Origin of the sequence: Lysinibacillus sphaericus, assembly GCF_006864135.1 — a bacterium.
Classification (GTDB): domain Bacteria; phylum Bacillota; class Bacilli; order Bacillales_A; family Planococcaceae; genus Lysinibacillus.
On record NZ_SADV01000016.1, the window covers coordinates 63,968 to 82,033 of the forward strand.

The window sequence follows — 18,066 nt, forward strand, 5'->3', positions numbered from 1 at the left end:
AACCTTCCTCCTTCTAAACAACCGAATCGGGTTAAATCGCCGATAACGATTTTCTTAAATGAATAATCTGTTGGGCGATTTCAAGTGCACGCGCATACTCATGCATCTTCTCCGCTTCCTTTGACTCATGCATCTTTTGTTGAATTTCTTGCTCAATTCTATATTTTTGCAGCTGACGTATTGAGTCTGTGACCTCTGCATCTGCTTGGTCGGGATCTCTTTCCGCTAAAGCTGCTTCCATTACAATCTTGCGTAATTCAGCGTCATCTAATATCTCAACAAAACGTTGATAATCAGGATGACCATATTCCTCATAAAATCCTACTAAGCGAACAAAAACTGCCATATAAGCATCTCGTACAAATGGATCTTTTTGCTCACTACGTAATACCCTGTCCACTACATCTATATTATGAAGCATATGAGCCAGTAATAAACGTTCGGCACGTTCAGCTGCGTCCATAGGCTTATGTTGCTGAGTGACCGGCATCGAAGGCGTTTGAACAGGCATTTCTACTTTTGCAGAACGAACCTGATTGGCTTCTAGCTTTCGGAATTGAGCATAAATCGCTTCTTCCGAGATGTTTGTTTCTTTCGATAGCTGTCTTATATACAAATCTCGTTCAACTGGTGATGATCTACCTACCAGTTGTTCAAGAACTTCTTGAATATATTGAAGCGTATCATTTTCAAACTGAAAGTTCTTATTTCGTCTAGCATGCATCATCATAAAAGCAATATACGCATGAGGGTTTTCCAAAATTTGTTCTTTAAATGCTTGTCCACCTAAACTACGAATGTATTCATCGGGATCTAGCTTATCTGGTAACACCGCAATATTGACTTTCATACGTTCCGTTTGAAGTAACTGTGCTGCTCTTTTCGCCGCATCAAACCCAGCATTATCACCGTCATAGCAAATGGTAATCTGCTCTACTAAGCGCTTTAGCTTTGTGATATGCTGATTCGTAAGCGAAGTACCCATTGTTGCTACAGCATTCGTTACACCCACAGAGGTTGCTGCTAAAACATCCATAAATCCTTCCATCAATACTACTTGACGATTTTTTCTAATCGAGGTTCGTGCTTTATCTAGGTTATATAGCACTTCACTCTTTTGAAAAATTGGTGATTCTGGACTATTTAAATATTTTGCCTCTTCACCAGTAGATGTAAGGATTCGTCCTGAGAATGCTATAATCTTTCCGTTCTCATCACGAATGGGAAACATAATACGCCCTCTAAAACGATCAAAATAGCGTTCTTCCCCTTCACGCTTGATTACTAAACCACTTTCCGCGATTTCTTGTAAATTATAACCTTTTCTTTCAAGCAATATCGTTAATGCATCAAAGCTTGGGAGAGACCATCCAATGCTATTAGATTCTATAAGTTCCCTTGTAAATCCTCTTTCTAGCAAATAATTTAAAGGTTCTTCACCATCTTCGGTATTTAACAGTAAATGATGAAAAAAATCTGCTGCAAAAGCGTGAGCTTCTTTCATCCTTTCTTCCGCTTTAGATACCTTTTTCGTTACTTCAGGTAAACTTGGCCCAATATCTAACTGTATGCCAACACGTTCACCAAGTTTCACGACAGCGTCAGGAAAAGAAATACCTTCTATATCCATAACAAAAGTAATAGCATTACCGCCTGCACCACAACCAAAGCAATGGAAAATTTGTTTGTCTGATGACACAGAAAAAGATGGCGTTTGTTCTCCATGAAATGGACAGAGCCCAAACCAATTGCGCCCACGCTTTGTAAGCTGCATGTATTCGCTTATGACATCAACAATCTCCGATTGTGAACGAATCTGTTCAATCACTTCTTCAGGAATCTTCCCTGCCAAATCCATCACCATCTTTAAATTACGTTCTAAAACACAATTCGCTATCCGATTTAAAAATCCTTTATTTCTCGACAAAAAAATAGGATTTTTCTCTTAATAAATATTTTTACCACAATTTTATTATTATAAAACAAAAATTAATTTTTATCTATACTATTTTCAAAATGGACTCAAAAAAACCGCCTCTCACATGAGGTGGTTTATCATCATCCGTTTTTTATTTACAGTTCAAGATATGCTCAATAATGACGTTCGCTGTTTCCTCAACAGCTTTGTTTGTCACATCAATAACCTTACAACCGATTTTAGCGACAATTTTTTCAAAATGTTGGATTTCTTCTAATATTCGATTATGCTGCGCATAGATAGCATCATCATTCAAGCCAAGAGACATTAGTCTCTCTTTTCTAATTGAGTTTAATTTATCAGGAGAAATAATTAAACCAAAACATTTTTTCGGATCAATTTGTAATAGTTCTTCTGGTGGCTCCACTTCTGGTACTAAAGGTACGTTCGCCACCTTATAGCGTTTATGTGCTAAATATTGTGATAACGGTGTTTTAGAGGTACGTGAAACACCGACTAACACAATATCAGCCTGTAAAAGACCACGTGGATCTCTACCATCATCATATTTTACTGCAAATTCAATAGCCTCTATTTTTTTAAAATAATCATCATCTAGCTGGTGAACAATTCCTGGTGCTTCTAATGGGAATTCTTCCACAAATGTTGTCATTGTTTTTAAAGCAGGCCCTAAGATGTCGACAGCATAGACATTTTCTTGCTCACACAGTTCATGTAATAACGATCGCATCTCCTGGCGAACAAGCGTATACACAATAAAAGCATTCTGTTTCGCTGCAAGGCATACAATTTTCCGAATGAGCTCCTCTGATTGTATATGAGGAAAACGGCGAATTACTGTGTTTTCCAAACTAGGTCGAAACTGGCTAATAACCGCTTTCGCGACTTGATCACCAGTTTCACCGACTGAATCAGATACAACAAAAACCCGTAGTCTTTTCATGCTGCTCTCCTTCAAATATTTAGTCATTCTGTGCCAGTGATAAGAAAGCTCGTGTAATCGTCGTTTTTGTAAGACGACCAACGATTTTCAAACCACCTTCTTGTGGCTCTACTACTGGTAGCGAATCAACTTCTCGTTCAATTAGTTTATTCGCTGCAACAACTAAAGAATCTGCTCTCTCACAGTACGAAATATTTGGCATTCGTGTCATAATTATATGTACAGGAATTTTGTTTAAATCCTGCGTGCCAATACTTGTTCGTAGTAAATCTTTTCGAGAAAGTACTCCTGTCAAAAACTCATTTTTATCTACGACAAAGAGTGTTCCAACATCCTCTGAAAACATGAAGCAAATCGCATCGTAAACAGTCATTGTTTCCGGTACAACAACTGGTCCTGAATGGAAATCTTTCACTTTTAAATTGTTAATACTATCCGTCAATGTAACGGATGTTTTTTTACCTGAATAGAAATAGCCAACACGAGGTCTAGCATCTAAAAAGCCCGCCATTGTGAGTATTGCTAAATCTGGTCTTAAAGTTGCTCTTGTCAGATTGAGACGTTCTGCAATATGTTCGCCTGTGATTGGGCCGTTTTCTTTCACAATTTGTAAAATGTCTTCCTGACGTTTATTGAGTTCGATTGGACTCACCGCCTCAAATCTAATAGTGTTATACTTATGCTCAATTATTATATACTATTTTAATAATTATTGCGAAGAAAAGAACTACATGCTACAATATTGACACATACGCTTGCTCTAAATGTATTTTCGAGCGATTTGCGTTTTATAGGCGATGATGGGAAAAAAGTATCTGTTCCACTTTAAAGCGAGTAGAAGATGGTGAAAGTCTACATAGTAGCAGAGAAAAGGCACTCCTTGAGCTAACTTTTTTGAAAAGAGGTTTTAAACAACGCGTTTAAAACAATCAGGGTGGAACCGCGGGTTTTAGCACTCGTCCCTGGGCATTCATTGTGCCCGGAGACGGGTGCTATTTTTAATTTAGTCCTACCTAAATTAAAAAAATCTCTAGCGAATTGTATAAATTCGCTAAAACAAAATCAATGTTCACTCTGTGAAAATTATGAAGGAGGCTATTTTTTATGGCAAACAAATCAATGGAAACAATCGTATCTTTAGCGAAGCATCGCGGCTTTGTCTTCCCTGGTTCTGAAATCTACGGAGGCTTAGCAAACACTTGGGATTACGGTCCACTAGGTGTTGAATTAAAAAACAATGTTAAAAAAGCGTGGTGGCAAAAATTTGTCCAAGAATCAGAGCACAATGTTGGAATAGATGCAGCAATTTTAATGAACCCAAAAGCTTGGGTTGCTTCTGGTCACGTTGGCAACTTTAATGACCCAATGATTGATTGTAAAGCATGTAAAGCGCGCCATCGTGCTGACAAAATCATCGAGGACGCTGCGCTAGCAAAAGGCGATGAAATCATTGTCGATGGTATGACATTTGATCAAATGAAAGAAACGATGATTAAGTATGACGTAGTGTGCCCGGATTGTGGTAAAGCTGATTTTACAGATATTCGTCAATTTAATTTAATGTTTAAAACATTCCAAGGTGTAACAGAATCTTCTACTAATGAAATTTATTTACGCCCAGAAACAGCACAAGGTATATTCGTGAACTTTAAAAACGTACAACGTTCAATGCGTAAACGTACACCATTCGGTATTGCTCAAATCGGTAAATCATTCCGTAACGAAATTACACCAGGTAACTTCACTTTCCGCACACGTGAATTTGAACAAATGGAACTTGAATTTTTCTGTAAGCCTGGCGAGGACCTTGAATGGCACGCATATTGGAAAGAATTTTGTAAAAATTGGTTATTAAATTTAGGCATGAAGGAAGATTCTATGCGTCTTCGTGATCATGAAGACGACGAATTGTCTCACTACTCAAATGCTACAACTGATATTGAATTTAAATTCCCATTCGGTTGGGGCGAACTATGGGGCGTAGCGGATCGCACAGATTTCGATTTAAAACAGCATATGGAGCATTCTGGTGAAGATTTCACTTACATTGACCCAGTATCAAACGAACGTTATGTTCCATATTGTATCGAGCCTTCTTTAGGTGCAGACCGTGTAACATTAGCATTCCTTTGCGATGCTTATGACGAGGAAGAGCTTGAAGGCGATGATAAGCGTACAGTTTTACGCTTCCACCCTGCTCTAGCACCATTTAAAGCTGCGGTCCTACCACTTTCTAAAAAACTTTCGGATGAAGCTACAGATGTTTGGGCAGAGCTTCGTAAATCTTTCCCAGTTGACTTTGACGAGTCACAATCAATCGGTAAACGTTACCGTCGTCAAGATGAAATTGGTACACCATTCTGTATCACTTACGATTTTGACTCAAAAGAGGATGGTCAAGTTACAGTGCGTCATCGCGATTCAATGGCTCAAGTTCGTATGCCAATTACAGATGTTAAAGCATACATCGAAAAACATCTTCAATTCTAAAATTCATCAGTTTATAAAGAGGGAGTCGCATTTTAGCGACTCCCTCTTATTATGTCTTTAATAATGAAAACAAGCGCTCTTGCATCTTCTCCTCAAATGAAAACCTTTTCATATTCATGCCTACTAAGCTTATAAGTAGTTCCTCAATATCTACAAGCGAATAAAAAAGGAATGTTCCTTCTCGCATCGGGCGAACTCTCTTATCAACTGTCAGCTCTTCCCCAATAAAGTAAGCTACATTTACGTTACAATGTTCCATTAATTGCGTAATGCTCTGATCATCATCTGGATTAATAAAGAACGGCACAATTTTGTCAATATACAAAATACTTTGCACAAGTTTTATGAAGAAATTTTCACGTAGTGAAGTTTCCACAACTAATACTGTTGTTTTCTCATGCTGATAATCCATATACAATATATGTAATTGCTCTTCTAATAGTTTCTTTAATATAGTAATAGAGTTCCTATATTTTTTCAAATCTATTTGAATTTCCCTTGTTAATAAACGTAGAATTCGAAAGGCAGGTAAAAATATTTTTAAAATAATTTCTTTAGGATGTAAATGATCTATTAATTTATTGAAGTAGACTCTTAAGCCATTTTCGTCACAACGAATTAATTGTTCTATAAATAAATTAAAAATTTCTTCAAAGCTGTTAGCACGATAATCAATCATTTTCGCAATTTTCACATTATAATTTAAAGGTAAAATCATTGACTTTTGTTCATCCAACAACTTAACTTTAGGTAATGTTGGGAATAAATCATAGACAAGTTCTACTTGTGCACTTCGATTATCAGATAATTGAACGACCGAGTTGACAGGATAAATCCTTAAGCACTCTACAAATTTGTGCATAAATTTCTCGTTATATAAATGTCGATCACGATATAAAACAGCTAATGCATCTGTTGCAGCATATCCCGAATGATATACACGCTTTGATGTCATAGCTGAATAAACATCTATTATTTGCAGTAATTGAACTCCCACACACATATCATCCTCACAAAGCTGATTCGGATAACCTTTACCGGCAAAGCGTTCATGATGATTACGTGCTAAATAGGCAATATCCTCTTCCCCATTTTCTATGAGCAACTCGTAACCTTTAGTCGTATGAGTTTTAACAATGTCAAACTCATCTTCTGATAATTTTCGTTTTAAATTTAATATTTCTTGCGGGATAAACACCTTCCCAATATCATGGAACAAATAGCCCCTTGCTAGCGTTACAATATCCGTTAAACCTAAATAACGTGCAAAGATAGTACCTAAAACGAAAACATCAAATGAATGAACAAAAGAATACTCATCCCATTCCTTTAATCGCATAAGTAATTCATAGCGATGTTTTTTTTCTAAAATTTGTTCAAAAACACCTTGTACATAAGTAGTATCTTGGATACTTTTTAAAATTTGACCATAGCGCAATTCATGCACAACATTCTCTAATGTAGTCATAAAAAGGTTATTCACCTTATCTTTATACTCATCTACCTCATCCTTTTTATCGATAAGTGGTGCAAATATATCCCAGCAATCCCTTGTATGCTGCATACTTAAATCATGAACAATTCGGACTGAATTAGTTGGTAAATAGACAGATAGTTCGTCTACTTTTCTAAGCTTAAGTAAAGCAATAATTCGTTCCGTTAAAACTAAATCTTTTTTAGCGAGTAAACGATAATCAGAAAAAATATCTTCAGCTAAAATATCATTGGCTTCAACTTCATCAATACTTAACGTCACTTTTCTTAGCATATTTTCTGCCACATATGCAATATTCAAGCATCATGTGACTCCCTCCTTCTTCGATAGACTGCGTTGTTCATCAATTATGCCTCGACATAATTGCGTCTGGAGGCTTTAACTTCTTTCAACGGATGTTTGGACTTGCGTTGAAAGAAGTTAAATATCATCTATATTATTTACAATATCATAGATTAAAATGCCTTTTCAACTAGTTTATGGTATACAAATGAATAGTTACTACTATGTTTATGTTAAAAACCATCCCAAAATTAGTAATTTATATCTAACTTATTCTTTTAACAACAGCTATTAACAACAATAAAAAAGATATAAAATCCTATACAATAGAACTAAAAGCGCATTTTTATAATTTATAGTTAAATTTATATCACAAATAATATTTTCTGTAAATTACAAAAAATTACTCATTTTGTCCTAATAGTCTAGCAAAAATCTCACATTACTATACAAACATTACCATTCCAGAAAATTTTACATTAGGAAACGTTGAAATCATTTTTATATACTTCACCCAACTTTTATCTCATCTCCCAAAAATCCTATATACCATTCAATAAAATACGTCCCAGTCGATAAGGAAATAATAGCCATTACTCGTTGATGAACAAGTATTTTATCCATGTTAATTTTTAACATCATATAATTCCCTCTATTCTCATCTTCATCATTTTGATATAAATAAAGTATTATAGTTAATCTTAAATGTTAAATAACAATAATTTAACAATCTATGGAGATTCCAACCTATTTAACAGGATGGTCCTAGCTATAAAAATTTTTTATGTATTTTGGAGGAATTTTTTTGAAAAGCAATCGTTTTTATCACATCGCAATAGCATCAGCACTAGCAACAAGCGCTATTGTCATTGCACCCCCAGCACATGCTGCATCGGTATTCTCTGATGTAAAAAATGTGTCATCTGAAGAAGGTCAAGCTATTATTAACTTAGCTCAACGTGGCATTATATCAGGCTACCCCGATGGCACTTTTAAACCTGAGAATTCAATTACTCGTACACAAGCTGCGAAAATTTTAGCTGGTATTTTAAAGCTAGATACGGTTCATGTAAAAAATCCAAATTTTAAGGATATAAAACCCGGCGACGCAAATTATGGCGCGATTGCTGCTTTAGCAAATGCAGGTATTATTAGCGGAACCAATGGCTATTTCAATCCAACTAAAAATATTACACGTGGACAAATGTCAAAAATGATTGTGAAAGGTTTTAAATTACCAATTACAAACGGCATTTACATTCCTTTTGATGATGTCAACGAAGGTAGCGAATACGAACCATATATAAAAACACTTTTTGCCAATAGCATTACAATAGGTACAACGCCTACTACCTTCGGACCACAAACTAATGTAAAACGCTCCCAGTTAGCACTTTTTGTTGTACGTGCTGAAAAAGCTCAAGGCAACGTCACAGTTTTTGCTAGCCAATTTAAGCAAGACTATATCTTTGCTTCTTATGGCGGCATTAACCCTGCAGAGGATATCTTTACATGGGTTGAAGATGAAGAAGATTATATGACAGAGTCCATTACAATTAAACCGCTAAAAGAAGGCACAGGAAAATTAGTTATTACGGGCTTTAAAGAAGATACGGAAGAATTTATCGATGTCTATTACTTAGTAAATGTGAAGAAAGTAAACGGAAAGCTACAAACAACGCTTCAAAAAGTGAAAGAAGAGGATTATGCAGAAAACTTACCGCTCAACTTAATGGAAAGTAATTTAAAATTTGTTCCTACTAAGGTAGGTATTCAAACTGCAGATGGTCAAACTTTATCTCCTGAATTATATAATTTTAAATCAACGAATAATTCTGCTACACTTTCTATCTTTAAAAATGGTCAATATATGCTTACTTTCACTAATGGTACTCAACAACAAACAATGGCTGCTGATGTCAATACATATGATTTCGTACGTAGTATTGATTTGTATCAAGTTACAGATGAGTTAACGTTTTCAAGTAGCGATCTATCGTTCGAGCCAACACATGTTGCCTTAGAAAAATTTAATTCTGAGCCAGCAGCTGTGAAAGCGACAATAAAGGACAAGAAAGTAAATGTTACACCATTAGCAGAAGGTACATCTATTTTACATATAACAGGTAAAAATGGTGAAACTGCTTATCTATATATTGATTTTCTAAAAATCGCTAATAAATGGGTTGCTTCTTACGAGTTCATGGAAGATCCAGAAGAATATTAATATATTGTAATGTAAAAAGAAAAATGCCAGAAGATCATAATTAATGGTCTTCTGGCGTTTTTTCTTGATCAGTACTCGTTCTTAACTGAAATTCAGGCGTTCTTTCAAGCTGTTCAATAAATTTTTTAGTCTTAAAACGAATTCCTGTTTGTTCTTCGTAAATGGTTGTAATTATTTTTTTAATAAAATATTTGGTTTCCTTTTTTAATTCTAATTTCCCAATTTGGTCAATCGGTACAGTATAGAACATTCGGATAAGCTTAAGCTGAGTCGGTGTTAATCGAATGATATAAGGATCATGATGATAACAACGATGACACAAAAAACCTCCCTGCACAAAAGAAAATGCAAATTCACCGTCTACTGCTCCACAAGTAGCACAAGCATGTAATATAGGCTGCACACCTGTATAGGGTAGCATTTTCCATTCAACGAACAATGTAATGGCCTCCGGGTCGTAACCTTCCTCAATTGCTTGTAATGCTTGAAGGAGCACATCAAATGCAAGTGGCTCTGGTTTCCCCTCTTCTACTACACGTTCGATAAGTTCCATTATATAACTTGCATAGGCCGTTGCCATTATATCCTCACGAATATGACGCATTGAATTTAGATGCTCTCCTTGTTGCAATGTCCCCATACCGGTATGATGCTGTACCATAAACATGCCATACGTAAATGGCTGTGTCACAGATGCTAACCTACTGGAAGGCTTCTTCGCTCCTCGAGCCATTGTTGCAACCTTTCCTGCTTCTCTTGTTAGTAATGTTACAATTTTATTTGATTCTCCATAGGCACGCACCTTTAGGACAATTCCTTCCCATTTATGAAGCATCGATCCTCCTCCTTTCTCCAAGCTTCGCAATCAATTATGCCTCGCCATAATTGCGTCCGGAGGCTTTAGGCCAACAAATGTTTTTTGTGCGAAAGCGCAGTGCTAACGTAGCGACAGCAACACGATGTCGGTCACTCAGTCATGTGTTGCACAGTCGTTTCGCTTTCACACAGATAAATTGCCACAAGATGTGGCGTTCTTAGCCTGAGTTCCTCTATTTCAGCGGTGTCCAAACACCTGTAGCTGACGCTTTGCTTTCGCTACAAAAAACCTGCTGAAAGAAGTGAAAATAGAGCTCTCCAATAATTATTGGACAGCTCCATTTAAAACTACAGCGACAAACAGGAATGTTGGTAAGTTGCTTTGGAACTTAACAGCTTTTCCTATTAATATTCATCATCACGGAAACCGAAGTCACGTAAATGTGTTGATTTATTTCGCCAATCTTTTTGTACCTTTACCCAAAGCTCTAAATATACTTTTGAACCAAGAAGCATTTCAATATCTTTTCTTGCACGTATCCCTACTTCTTTTAATAGCGCTCCACGTTTACCAATGACAATCCCTTTTTGAGAATCCCTTTCCACGATAATTGTTGCTGCTACACGAATTTTATCTTCATTTTCTTCATCACGGCGAATTTTATCAATAACAACAGCAATGGAATGGGGTATTTCTTCACGCGTTAAATGTAACACTTTTTCACGAATTAACTCTGAAATAATAAAACGCTCAGGATGATCTGTTACTTGATCTGCTGGGTAATATTGTGGGCCTTCTGGTAAATACTTCGCTAATGTTGCTAATAAATTTTCAACATTATTCCCTTGTAATGCGGAAATCGGAACTATTTCAGCAAAGTCATAACGCTCTTTGTAACTTTCAATAATCCCCATTAATTCATCAGGATGAATTTGATCGATTTTATTAATTACTAGGAAGACAGGCGTTGGATTACCCGCCAACATTTCAAGGATAAATTCGTCACCCTTCCCAAGTTTCTGCTCTGCATTTACCATGAACATAATAACATCCACTTCACGCAAAGTATTTTTAGAAACCTTTAACATAAAATCCCCTAGCTTATGTTTTGGCTTGTGGATTCCTGGTGTATCTATAAAAATCATTTGGCTATCATTGGTTGTTAGTACACCTTGTACTTTATTTCGTGTTGTTTGTGGTTTATCACTCATAATCGCAATTTTTTGACCTATAACACGGTTTAAAAATGTTGATTTCCCTACATTTGGTCGACCGATTATGGAGATAAAACCCGACTTATAGCCATTGTTATTTTCCAGCATTCTCTAAATCCTCCGTTGTGAATGCAAACGGTAGTAATTCGCCTACAGACGTTACCGTGACATCACCTTTTAAGTTTGTTAAATATACAGGCATAGATGGTTTGCAAAATTCCATCATCACTTGACGACAAGCCCCGCATGGCGCACATGGCCCATCCGTATCAGCTACAATAGCGATCGCCTCAAAATCATAAATACCTTCTGACACAGCTTTGAAAAAGGCTGTACGTTCAGCACAATTGGTCATACTATAGCCAGCATTTTCAATATTGCAACCATGAATAACCTCTCCATTTTTCGTTAAAATCGCCGCGCCAACTTTAAATTTTGAATAAGGTACATAAGCTTTTTCACGCGCTTTTTTTGATTCTTCTAGTAATGCATGCATATCAATTGTCATTATGTTCACCTCTACAAATCAATTTCGCCTTGGCGTAATTGAATAAATCATATTTCTTCAGCACAACTGTTACTACTTCATGACCGATTAATAATTTTTTGTAATATCAAAACCATTTCGGTATAAATATGAGTAATCCGATTATAGCACTGAATATCGCAAATACAAGTACTGCGCCTGCTGCAAGATCTTTAGCCTGCTTAGCAAGCGGATGGATGTTAGGTGAAGCTAAATCCACTACTCGTTCAATTGCAGTATTAACCATTTCGAGTACTAACATTAGTGCTATTAATAGCAACACTATATACCATTCTATATGTGATAAATCCGTAAAATAGCCAGCAATCAAAACTATTCCTGCACTTAGCAAGTGGGACTTGAAATTTTGCTCGGTACAGGCTGTAATGATACCTTTAAAGGCATACCCAAAAGAGCGTACGAATTTGCAAACATTCATTTATTCTCGTCCTAAGCCGAAAGATTGTAAAATCTCATCCTGCTTACCGAACATTACCTTTTCATCTTCTGGCACCATATGATCATAGCCAAGTAGATGTAAGAAACCGTGAACCGCTAAAAAGCCTAATTCTCGCTCAAACGTATGCCCATATTCTTCTGCTTGTTCTTTTGTACGATCTGTTGAAATAATAATATCTCCTAACACACGGGGCATCCCTTCAAATGTTACTTCTATTTCTCCCTCACCTAACTCCTCCAAGGCAAAAGAAATAACATCTGTCGGTTGATCCTTGTCACGATATTCTCGGTTGATTTCTTGAATCGCATCATTTGTAACAAACGTTACTGACACTTCTGTTTCCGGCTCAATATTCTCTATTTTCGCAGCATGCTGCAAAAGCTTTTCAACAAGCTCCATATGCTCAGCAGCCACTTCATTTGTTTCATCTGTAAAATCAATTGTTAAAATCATAGATCCTCCTACTTATCTGCCTTTGGATATTCAATTCGTGAGTGGAAAATTCCATTCAACGTTTCACAAAGTACTCGCTCTATACATTTTAACTCTTTTATTGAAATATCGCATTCATCAAATTGATTGTCTTGTACTCGATCATCAATAATTGCGCGTACCAACTTTTGAATTTTCTCTGCATTCGGTTCCTTCATCGATCGAACTGCTGCCTCAACGCTATCTGCAACGCTAATCACTGCCGCTTCCTTCGTTTGTGGCTTCGGACCTGGATATCTGTACTTTGTATCATCAGCTAAACATTTTCCTTCTTCCTTCGCTTTAAAGTAGAAGAACTTTAACAGACTAGATCCGTGATGCTGCAAGGCAATATCGATAATTTCCTGTGGCATCTTATAACGTTTTAGCATTTGAGCTCCGTCAGTTGTATGTGCGATTATAATTTCCGCGCTTTTTTCTGGGGGCAATGAATCATGTGGGTTAATACCAGACATTTGATTCTCGATGAAAAAGGCAGGACGCTTCGTTTTGCCAATATCATGATAATAGCATCCTACACGAGCCAGTAATCCATCTGCTCCAATTTCCTCACATGCTGCCTCCGCTAAGTTCGCCACCATTACACTATGATGATATGTTCCTGGAGCCTCCATTAGTAATTTTTTCAGCAACGGATGGTTTGGGTTCGATAATTCAATTAAACGCAACGACGACAATAAACTAAATGCTGATTCAAAGAATGGTAAAAGACCCATTGTAAGAGCACCTGATAATAGAGCTGATATCAATGCCGCTATAAAGTAATACAATAACTCTGACAAACCGTAAGTAGATTGTGTCATTAATAAATAAAATGCGATAAACGACATATTTACTAGCCCTATAACACCTACAGCATGTAGAATATGCGAACGCTTTTCCATACTCCCCAAAAAGAATAAGCTCGCAAAGCCTCCAAAAATTATATACAGTGTAATTTCCATCTGCATAACAGATGAATAGCCCTCTTGAAAAATAACACCCGCAGACGCCGCTGTCATAACCGTAATGAGTACTGCAGCACGATCATTCACTAATAGCCGTACAAGCATTGTTGCCAAAGCTGTTGGGAAAAGGAAGGCAACCGTAACATCGAAGCCACCAGAAACTAGGCTTATAAATTTCATCAGCAAGATGGATAAACCATAAACAATTACTGTCACCAACAAGGCATTACGTTTCTTGTGCTCATCTGTATCCCAACGTTCAAATAAAACAAACATGAACGTCATTTCCAAAAGTATTAATATAATCAGCCCTGCAATCGGTTTCAACGATGCCTTATTACTCACCATACCTAGAAGTTCTAATTGACGAAATGCCTCATTATCAATAATTTGACCTTCCTGTACGATGATTTGCCCTTGAAGAATTCGAGTTGGTTCAACCGATTCCTTCGCTTGATCCTTTCGAATTTTCGTTTGTTCTTCGTTTACCGTCTCGTTTTCGATAATACTCGTCCGTCCAATTAAAACTACCGTATTAAATATTTTATCTGGATAGCCACGTTGTCCACGAATTTTTGTCTCAAAATCATTTTGACCCGCAAATACAGTTTCTGATCGAATAGATTTTTGCAAATATTCCTGCACAGATTTTGAAAGTTGCGTACTTGTTCTTTTTAAATCTGCTTCACTTTGTACTAACAATCCTTCTAACTGTGAATCAGTAAAGATAATTGGCATTTGCTCTGAATCTATGGATTCAAACTTTTTGCGGAGCTTCGTCACTTGGTCGTCAATCGGAATAGGTTCTTTGCTACTCTCAACATCCGCCTTTACGTCGAGAACATAGTCAAATAAAGACGTTACAATCGCAGCTCGCTGCTTAGCAACATCCGCAGAAAATTGATAGACTGGCGCAACCGCATTCGCTGCTTTTTCTCGTTCCTGTTGTGTTTTATAAGTATCTTCTATCGTTTTAGTAGATCGTACTGTTTCAGGCGCTAGTTGTAATGGTTTAAAATCATATGTAACACCTTTAACATTGCCATACATAAAAGCAAATTGTAGGGCTCCTGTTAAGATGAGAACGACAATTAAAAAGTAGCGGAAGCCAATAAGTTCTGTAAATTTTTTTAATTGTTTCTCCATCCGGCACCTCCTCTATCTATCTACTATCATACCAATTCAAAAAACATTTTTCCCGAAAAATGTATAAGAAAGCAAAAAAACAGCTATACAATTTGTATAGCTGTCACAAATTTTTCCATTTTCCAAGTATTTTCATGCTTGTTAAATTTTATATCAGTCGCTTTCGGTGCAGACTTTAATAGGACCGCTAGCGGTCCTATTAAAGTTGCTGTTCTTCGTAGGCTTTGATGATTTTTGCTACGATTGGGTGGCGTACAACATCGCCTTGTTCTAAAATTTGGAAATGTATGGATTTTACATACTTTAGCGTACGTTCTGCTACGATTAACCCAGATTCCGTGTTTTTCGGGAGGTCAATTTGTGTTTTGTCGCCGGTAATGACCATTTTTGAACCAAAGCCTAGTCGCGTTAAAAACATCTTCATTTGCTGATGTGTCGTATTTTGAGCTTCATCTAAAATAACAAAGGCATCGTCTAAAGTACGGCCGCGCATATACGCTAAAGGTGCAATTTCGATTGTACCTCGTTCAATAAGTCTTTGCGTTTGTTCTGTCCCGTAAATATCGTTTAAAGCGTCATAAAGAGGTCGTAAATAAGGATCTACCTTTTCCTTCAAATCCCCCGGAAGAAAGCCTAGAGACTCTCCTGCTTCTACTGCAGGGCGTGTTAAAATAATACGCTTAACGTGCCCATTTTTTAGCGCCTGCGTTGCCATGACTACCGCTAAATACGTTTTCCCAGTACCAGCTGGACCGATACCAAAAACAACGTCTTTATGACGGATTGCTTGTATGTATTCACGTTGACCGATTGTTTTTGCACGAATAGGCTTTCCTTTCGTCGTGCGTGCAATTTCTTCATCATAAAGTTCTGCAAAATATTCAATCGTTCCTTTTTGTGTCATTTCAATAGCAGTTGCAACATCACGCTGATCAATATTAATTCCTTTACGAATGACCTTTAGAAGAGCATGTAAAAGGAATGTCGCTTGTTCCTTTGCATCCTCTTCACCAGCAAGCTGAATTTGTTCACCACGTGTAATAATGTGGACTTGTAGTGCCTCTTCGATTAACTTCATATTTGCATCGGAAATTCCGAGTAGCATAACCGCTTCGTTTGGATTATCCACTTGTAATACAGTTAAATGTTCTGACATAATCATTCTCCTTGTGGGCCTTGTATTGGACTGGCAATGTTTTCATTGACTAAAAATAGAACTTTCCCTTCAACTGTACCATTCCCCCACTTTACCTGTAAAAGGTTTTCTTTTTTGATAACCGTTTTCGCAGGTAATGAACGTATTACCTTTTCATGAAGTAATGGTAAGAGCAGTGAATCTATTTTGGATTCATCAAGCTCCACTTGCACTTTTTTAGTGTACTGCTCTTCAACAATTGACACATACTGATCGAGCCAGCTTGGTATATCTTTCTTTTGCACATAGTCAACTTTTTCTTTTTCTTGATGAATGCCTTTCACTAATACACGCCACTGCTTCTGTTGTAGCGTTTCCATCGTTAGCTTTGTCGGAATTTTAAAAGAACATTCGAGCCAATAATCAGCGTAGACCTCTCCCTTTGCCCCAACAAAAACTTGATCTTCGCCACTTTCAATTACGCCACTTACAAGAACATCACCTTCGTAAGCAGTATCGTTAACTGCAATTTTCCGTTCACCATTTTGAATATTAAAATTAGTAATAACACCACTTTTTGTTGCCACTAAATGCGTCGCTAGTTTCTCATTCGTTTGTTTAGTTTGCTTCGGGGATTCCTGAGGCCGTAAAGTTACACGTCCACCATGCTTTTCAATATGCACCCACGAAAGATCTCGATGCCCTTCTAATAGCTTCTGACGAATGACAGCATCTGAGGGTAAGTCTTTTTTAGAAATGGGTGTTTCTAGCTGAAATGTATCTTGAAAAGTCTTTCCTAGACGTTCCTCTAACTCAGGCGTTGCCGCTTTAATATCAATACGCCAAATAACCTGTGCACATAGCAATGGTATTAACATCATCAACGTTAGACCAAGTAAAGTCCAAAGCTGCGCTCGAAAAACTTGAAGCTCATCTGCATAATAAATAGCCACTTTAAGTCGGTATCGACTACGTACACGGCGTATCTTTGGTAGATAATGCATCGTTGTTTCAAAAGTAACCTCTTGCTCACGAAAGACAATCCGCTTTAATGGCACATGTTGCGCATGCAATGCTTGAATAAAAGGATGAACATTTTCATGGCGCTTTATACGTATGATAATTGGCCGATTATTCCACATTATCGCTCACACCCATATCCTTTGTCATTTTCAGATGAAGCTCCTGCAAATCCTCTACAGAAAGATGAAGCATTTCTTCTTTAAGAGCATTAATTTCCACTGATTTCCCACGCACAGTAATATGATAGTCTGCATAAATAAAAGAGCATGATGAAGCATCAGCATGTAGAAAACGATATGGGCCAATGATTTTTAATGTATCATATTGTAATAATTCAAGTAGTGGCGTTAATTGAAATAGTTTTCTCATAAAAAATGCCTCCTTCTTCGGCAATATATGCATCGAAAAAGGAGGACATGCTAGTTATTTTCTTTTTGCTTTTGGAGGACCTAAAACTTCTGCCATTACAACAGCCTGCATTAATGATTTTTTTGATTTTGGTAACGGAAAAGCAGATTGCGATTCAGCTACTCCCACTGCTTTTTTCCCAGCTGCTAAACGACCGATACTTTCTCGCTTCGAAGTACGACTCACTTTGTCAGTCGGGATTAACGGTGGAGCCGCATAGCTTGGAACGTCCTTATTCACTGTTTCTTCGACAATTTTTTTCGGCTCTTCCACTTTAGGCTGTTCACTTTTCCATTCACCTAAAAATTCACGTGCAAAATCCTCAAAGCTCTGGGATTTAGAAGCAGGTCGTTGCTCTGGTGTCATCTCTGCTTTAACAGGTGGATCAACATGTGAATCCTTATTAAAAGGAGGCATTGGTGTTTGTTCTTTCTTTTTTGCTTTACCGAAAATAGAGCTGACTATGGCAATGATCACAAATATAATTAATTGTTCCACTTATTAGTACTGCTCCTTTCCGTT

General features: G+C 37.0%; 16 protein-coding genes. 2 read left to right on the forward strand and 14 right to left on the reverse strand.

The window, feature by feature from the left end:
- Positions 1-31 precede the first annotated feature (31 nt).
- The 3 genes from dnaG to C7Y47_RS16930 form a co-directional block, all read right to left on the reverse strand.
- The gene (gene dnaG / locus C7Y47_RS16920; protein WP_142509875.1) at positions 32-1,864 is read right to left on the reverse strand and encodes a DNA primase; all 1,833 of its coding nucleotides are present in this window, start codon (positions 1,862-1,864) and stop codon (positions 32-34) included.
- Positions 1,865-2,069: 205 nt separating this feature from the next.
- Entirely contained in the window at positions 2,070-2,882 is an 813-nt protein-coding gene (locus C7Y47_RS16925) for a pyruvate, water dikinase regulatory protein (protein WP_142509854.1), read from the reverse strand.
- 19 nt (positions 2,883-2,901) lie between these two features.
- A complete protein-coding gene (locus tag C7Y47_RS16930) occupies positions 2,902-3,534 on the reverse strand; it encodes a helix-turn-helix transcriptional regulator (protein ID WP_142509855.1) in 633 nt (210 codons plus the stop codon).
- Positions 3,535-3,986: 452 nt separating this feature from the next.
- Between C7Y47_RS16930 and C7Y47_RS16935 the strand changes: the two genes are divergently transcribed.
- On the forward strand, positions 3,987-5,372 hold the full coding sequence (locus C7Y47_RS16935; protein ID WP_142509856.1) for a glycine--tRNA ligase: 1,386 nt from the start codon (positions 3,987-3,989) through the stop codon (positions 5,370-5,372).
- A 49-nt stretch (positions 5,373-5,421) separates the two neighbouring features.
- Here the strand turns inward: C7Y47_RS16935 and C7Y47_RS16940 are convergent, their stop codons facing one another.
- On the reverse strand, positions 5,422-7,167 hold the full coding sequence (locus C7Y47_RS16940) for an HD-GYP domain-containing protein (RefSeq protein ID WP_255505231.1): 1,746 nt from the start codon (positions 7,165-7,167) through the stop codon (positions 5,422-5,424).
- Positions 7,168-7,954: 787 nt separating this feature from the next.
- Here C7Y47_RS16940 and C7Y47_RS16945 point away from each other — a divergent pair.
- Entirely contained in the window at positions 7,955-9,376 is a 1,422-nt protein-coding gene (locus tag C7Y47_RS16945) for an S-layer homology domain-containing protein (protein ID WP_142509857.1), read from the forward strand.
- 40 nt (positions 9,377-9,416) lie between these two features.
- Here C7Y47_RS16945 and recO read toward each other — a convergent pair whose 3' ends face one another.
- From recO to C7Y47_RS16995, 10 genes are all read right to left on the reverse strand, one after another.
- Positions 9,417-10,211, reverse strand: a complete 795-nt coding sequence (gene recO / locus C7Y47_RS16950) for a DNA repair protein RecO (RefSeq protein ID WP_142509858.1) — start codon at positions 10,209-10,211, stop codon at positions 9,417-9,419.
- 386 nt (positions 10,212-10,597) lie between these two features.
- Positions 10,598-11,515, reverse strand: coding sequence for a GTPase Era (gene era, locus C7Y47_RS16955; protein ID WP_132356820.1), 918 nt, complete (start codon positions 11,513-11,515; stop codon positions 10,598-10,600).
- A complete protein-coding gene (locus C7Y47_RS16960; protein ID WP_142509859.1) occupies positions 11,502-11,915 on the reverse strand; it encodes a cytidine deaminase in 414 nt (137 codons plus the stop codon). The genes era and C7Y47_RS16960 overlap by 14 nt, the downstream gene beginning before the upstream one ends.
- A gap of 106 nt (positions 11,916-12,021) precedes the next feature.
- Positions 12,022-12,372 (reverse strand): diacylglycerol kinase family protein, encoded by a 351-nt coding sequence (locus tag C7Y47_RS16965; RefSeq protein ID WP_142509860.1) that lies wholly within the window; start codon positions 12,370-12,372, stop codon positions 12,022-12,024.
- A complete protein-coding gene (gene ybeY / locus C7Y47_RS16970; RefSeq protein ID WP_142509861.1) occupies positions 12,373-12,846 on the reverse strand; it encodes an rRNA maturation RNase YbeY in 474 nt (157 codons plus the stop codon). It lies immediately after the preceding gene.
- 8 nt (positions 12,847-12,854) lie between these two features.
- The gene (locus C7Y47_RS16975; RefSeq protein ID WP_142509862.1) at positions 12,855-14,978 is read right to left on the reverse strand and encodes an HD family phosphohydrolase; all 2,124 of its coding nucleotides are present in this window, start codon (positions 14,976-14,978) and stop codon (positions 12,855-12,857) included.
- 199 nt (positions 14,979-15,177) lie between these two features.
- Positions 15,178-16,134, reverse strand: a complete 957-nt coding sequence (locus C7Y47_RS16980; protein WP_142509863.1) for a PhoH family protein — start codon at positions 16,132-16,134, stop codon at positions 15,178-15,180.
- Between the two features lie 2 nt (positions 16,135-16,136).
- Positions 16,137-17,255, reverse strand: coding sequence for a sporulation protein YqfD (locus C7Y47_RS16985; RefSeq protein ID WP_142509864.1), 1,119 nt, complete (start codon positions 17,253-17,255; stop codon positions 16,137-16,139).
- Positions 17,245-17,505 carry a hypothetical protein gene (locus tag C7Y47_RS16990; RefSeq protein ID WP_049663771.1) on the reverse strand — a complete coding sequence of 87 codons (261 nt, stop codon included), beginning with the start codon at positions 17,503-17,505 and terminating at the stop codon, positions 17,245-17,247. Before C7Y47_RS16990 ends, C7Y47_RS16985 begins: the two co-directional genes overlap by 11 nt.
- A gap of 54 nt (positions 17,506-17,559) precedes the next feature.
- On the reverse strand, positions 17,560-18,042 hold the full coding sequence (locus C7Y47_RS16995) for a hypothetical protein (protein WP_142509865.1): 483 nt from the start codon (positions 18,040-18,042) through the stop codon (positions 17,560-17,562).
- Positions 18,043-18,066: the final 24 nt, after the last annotated feature.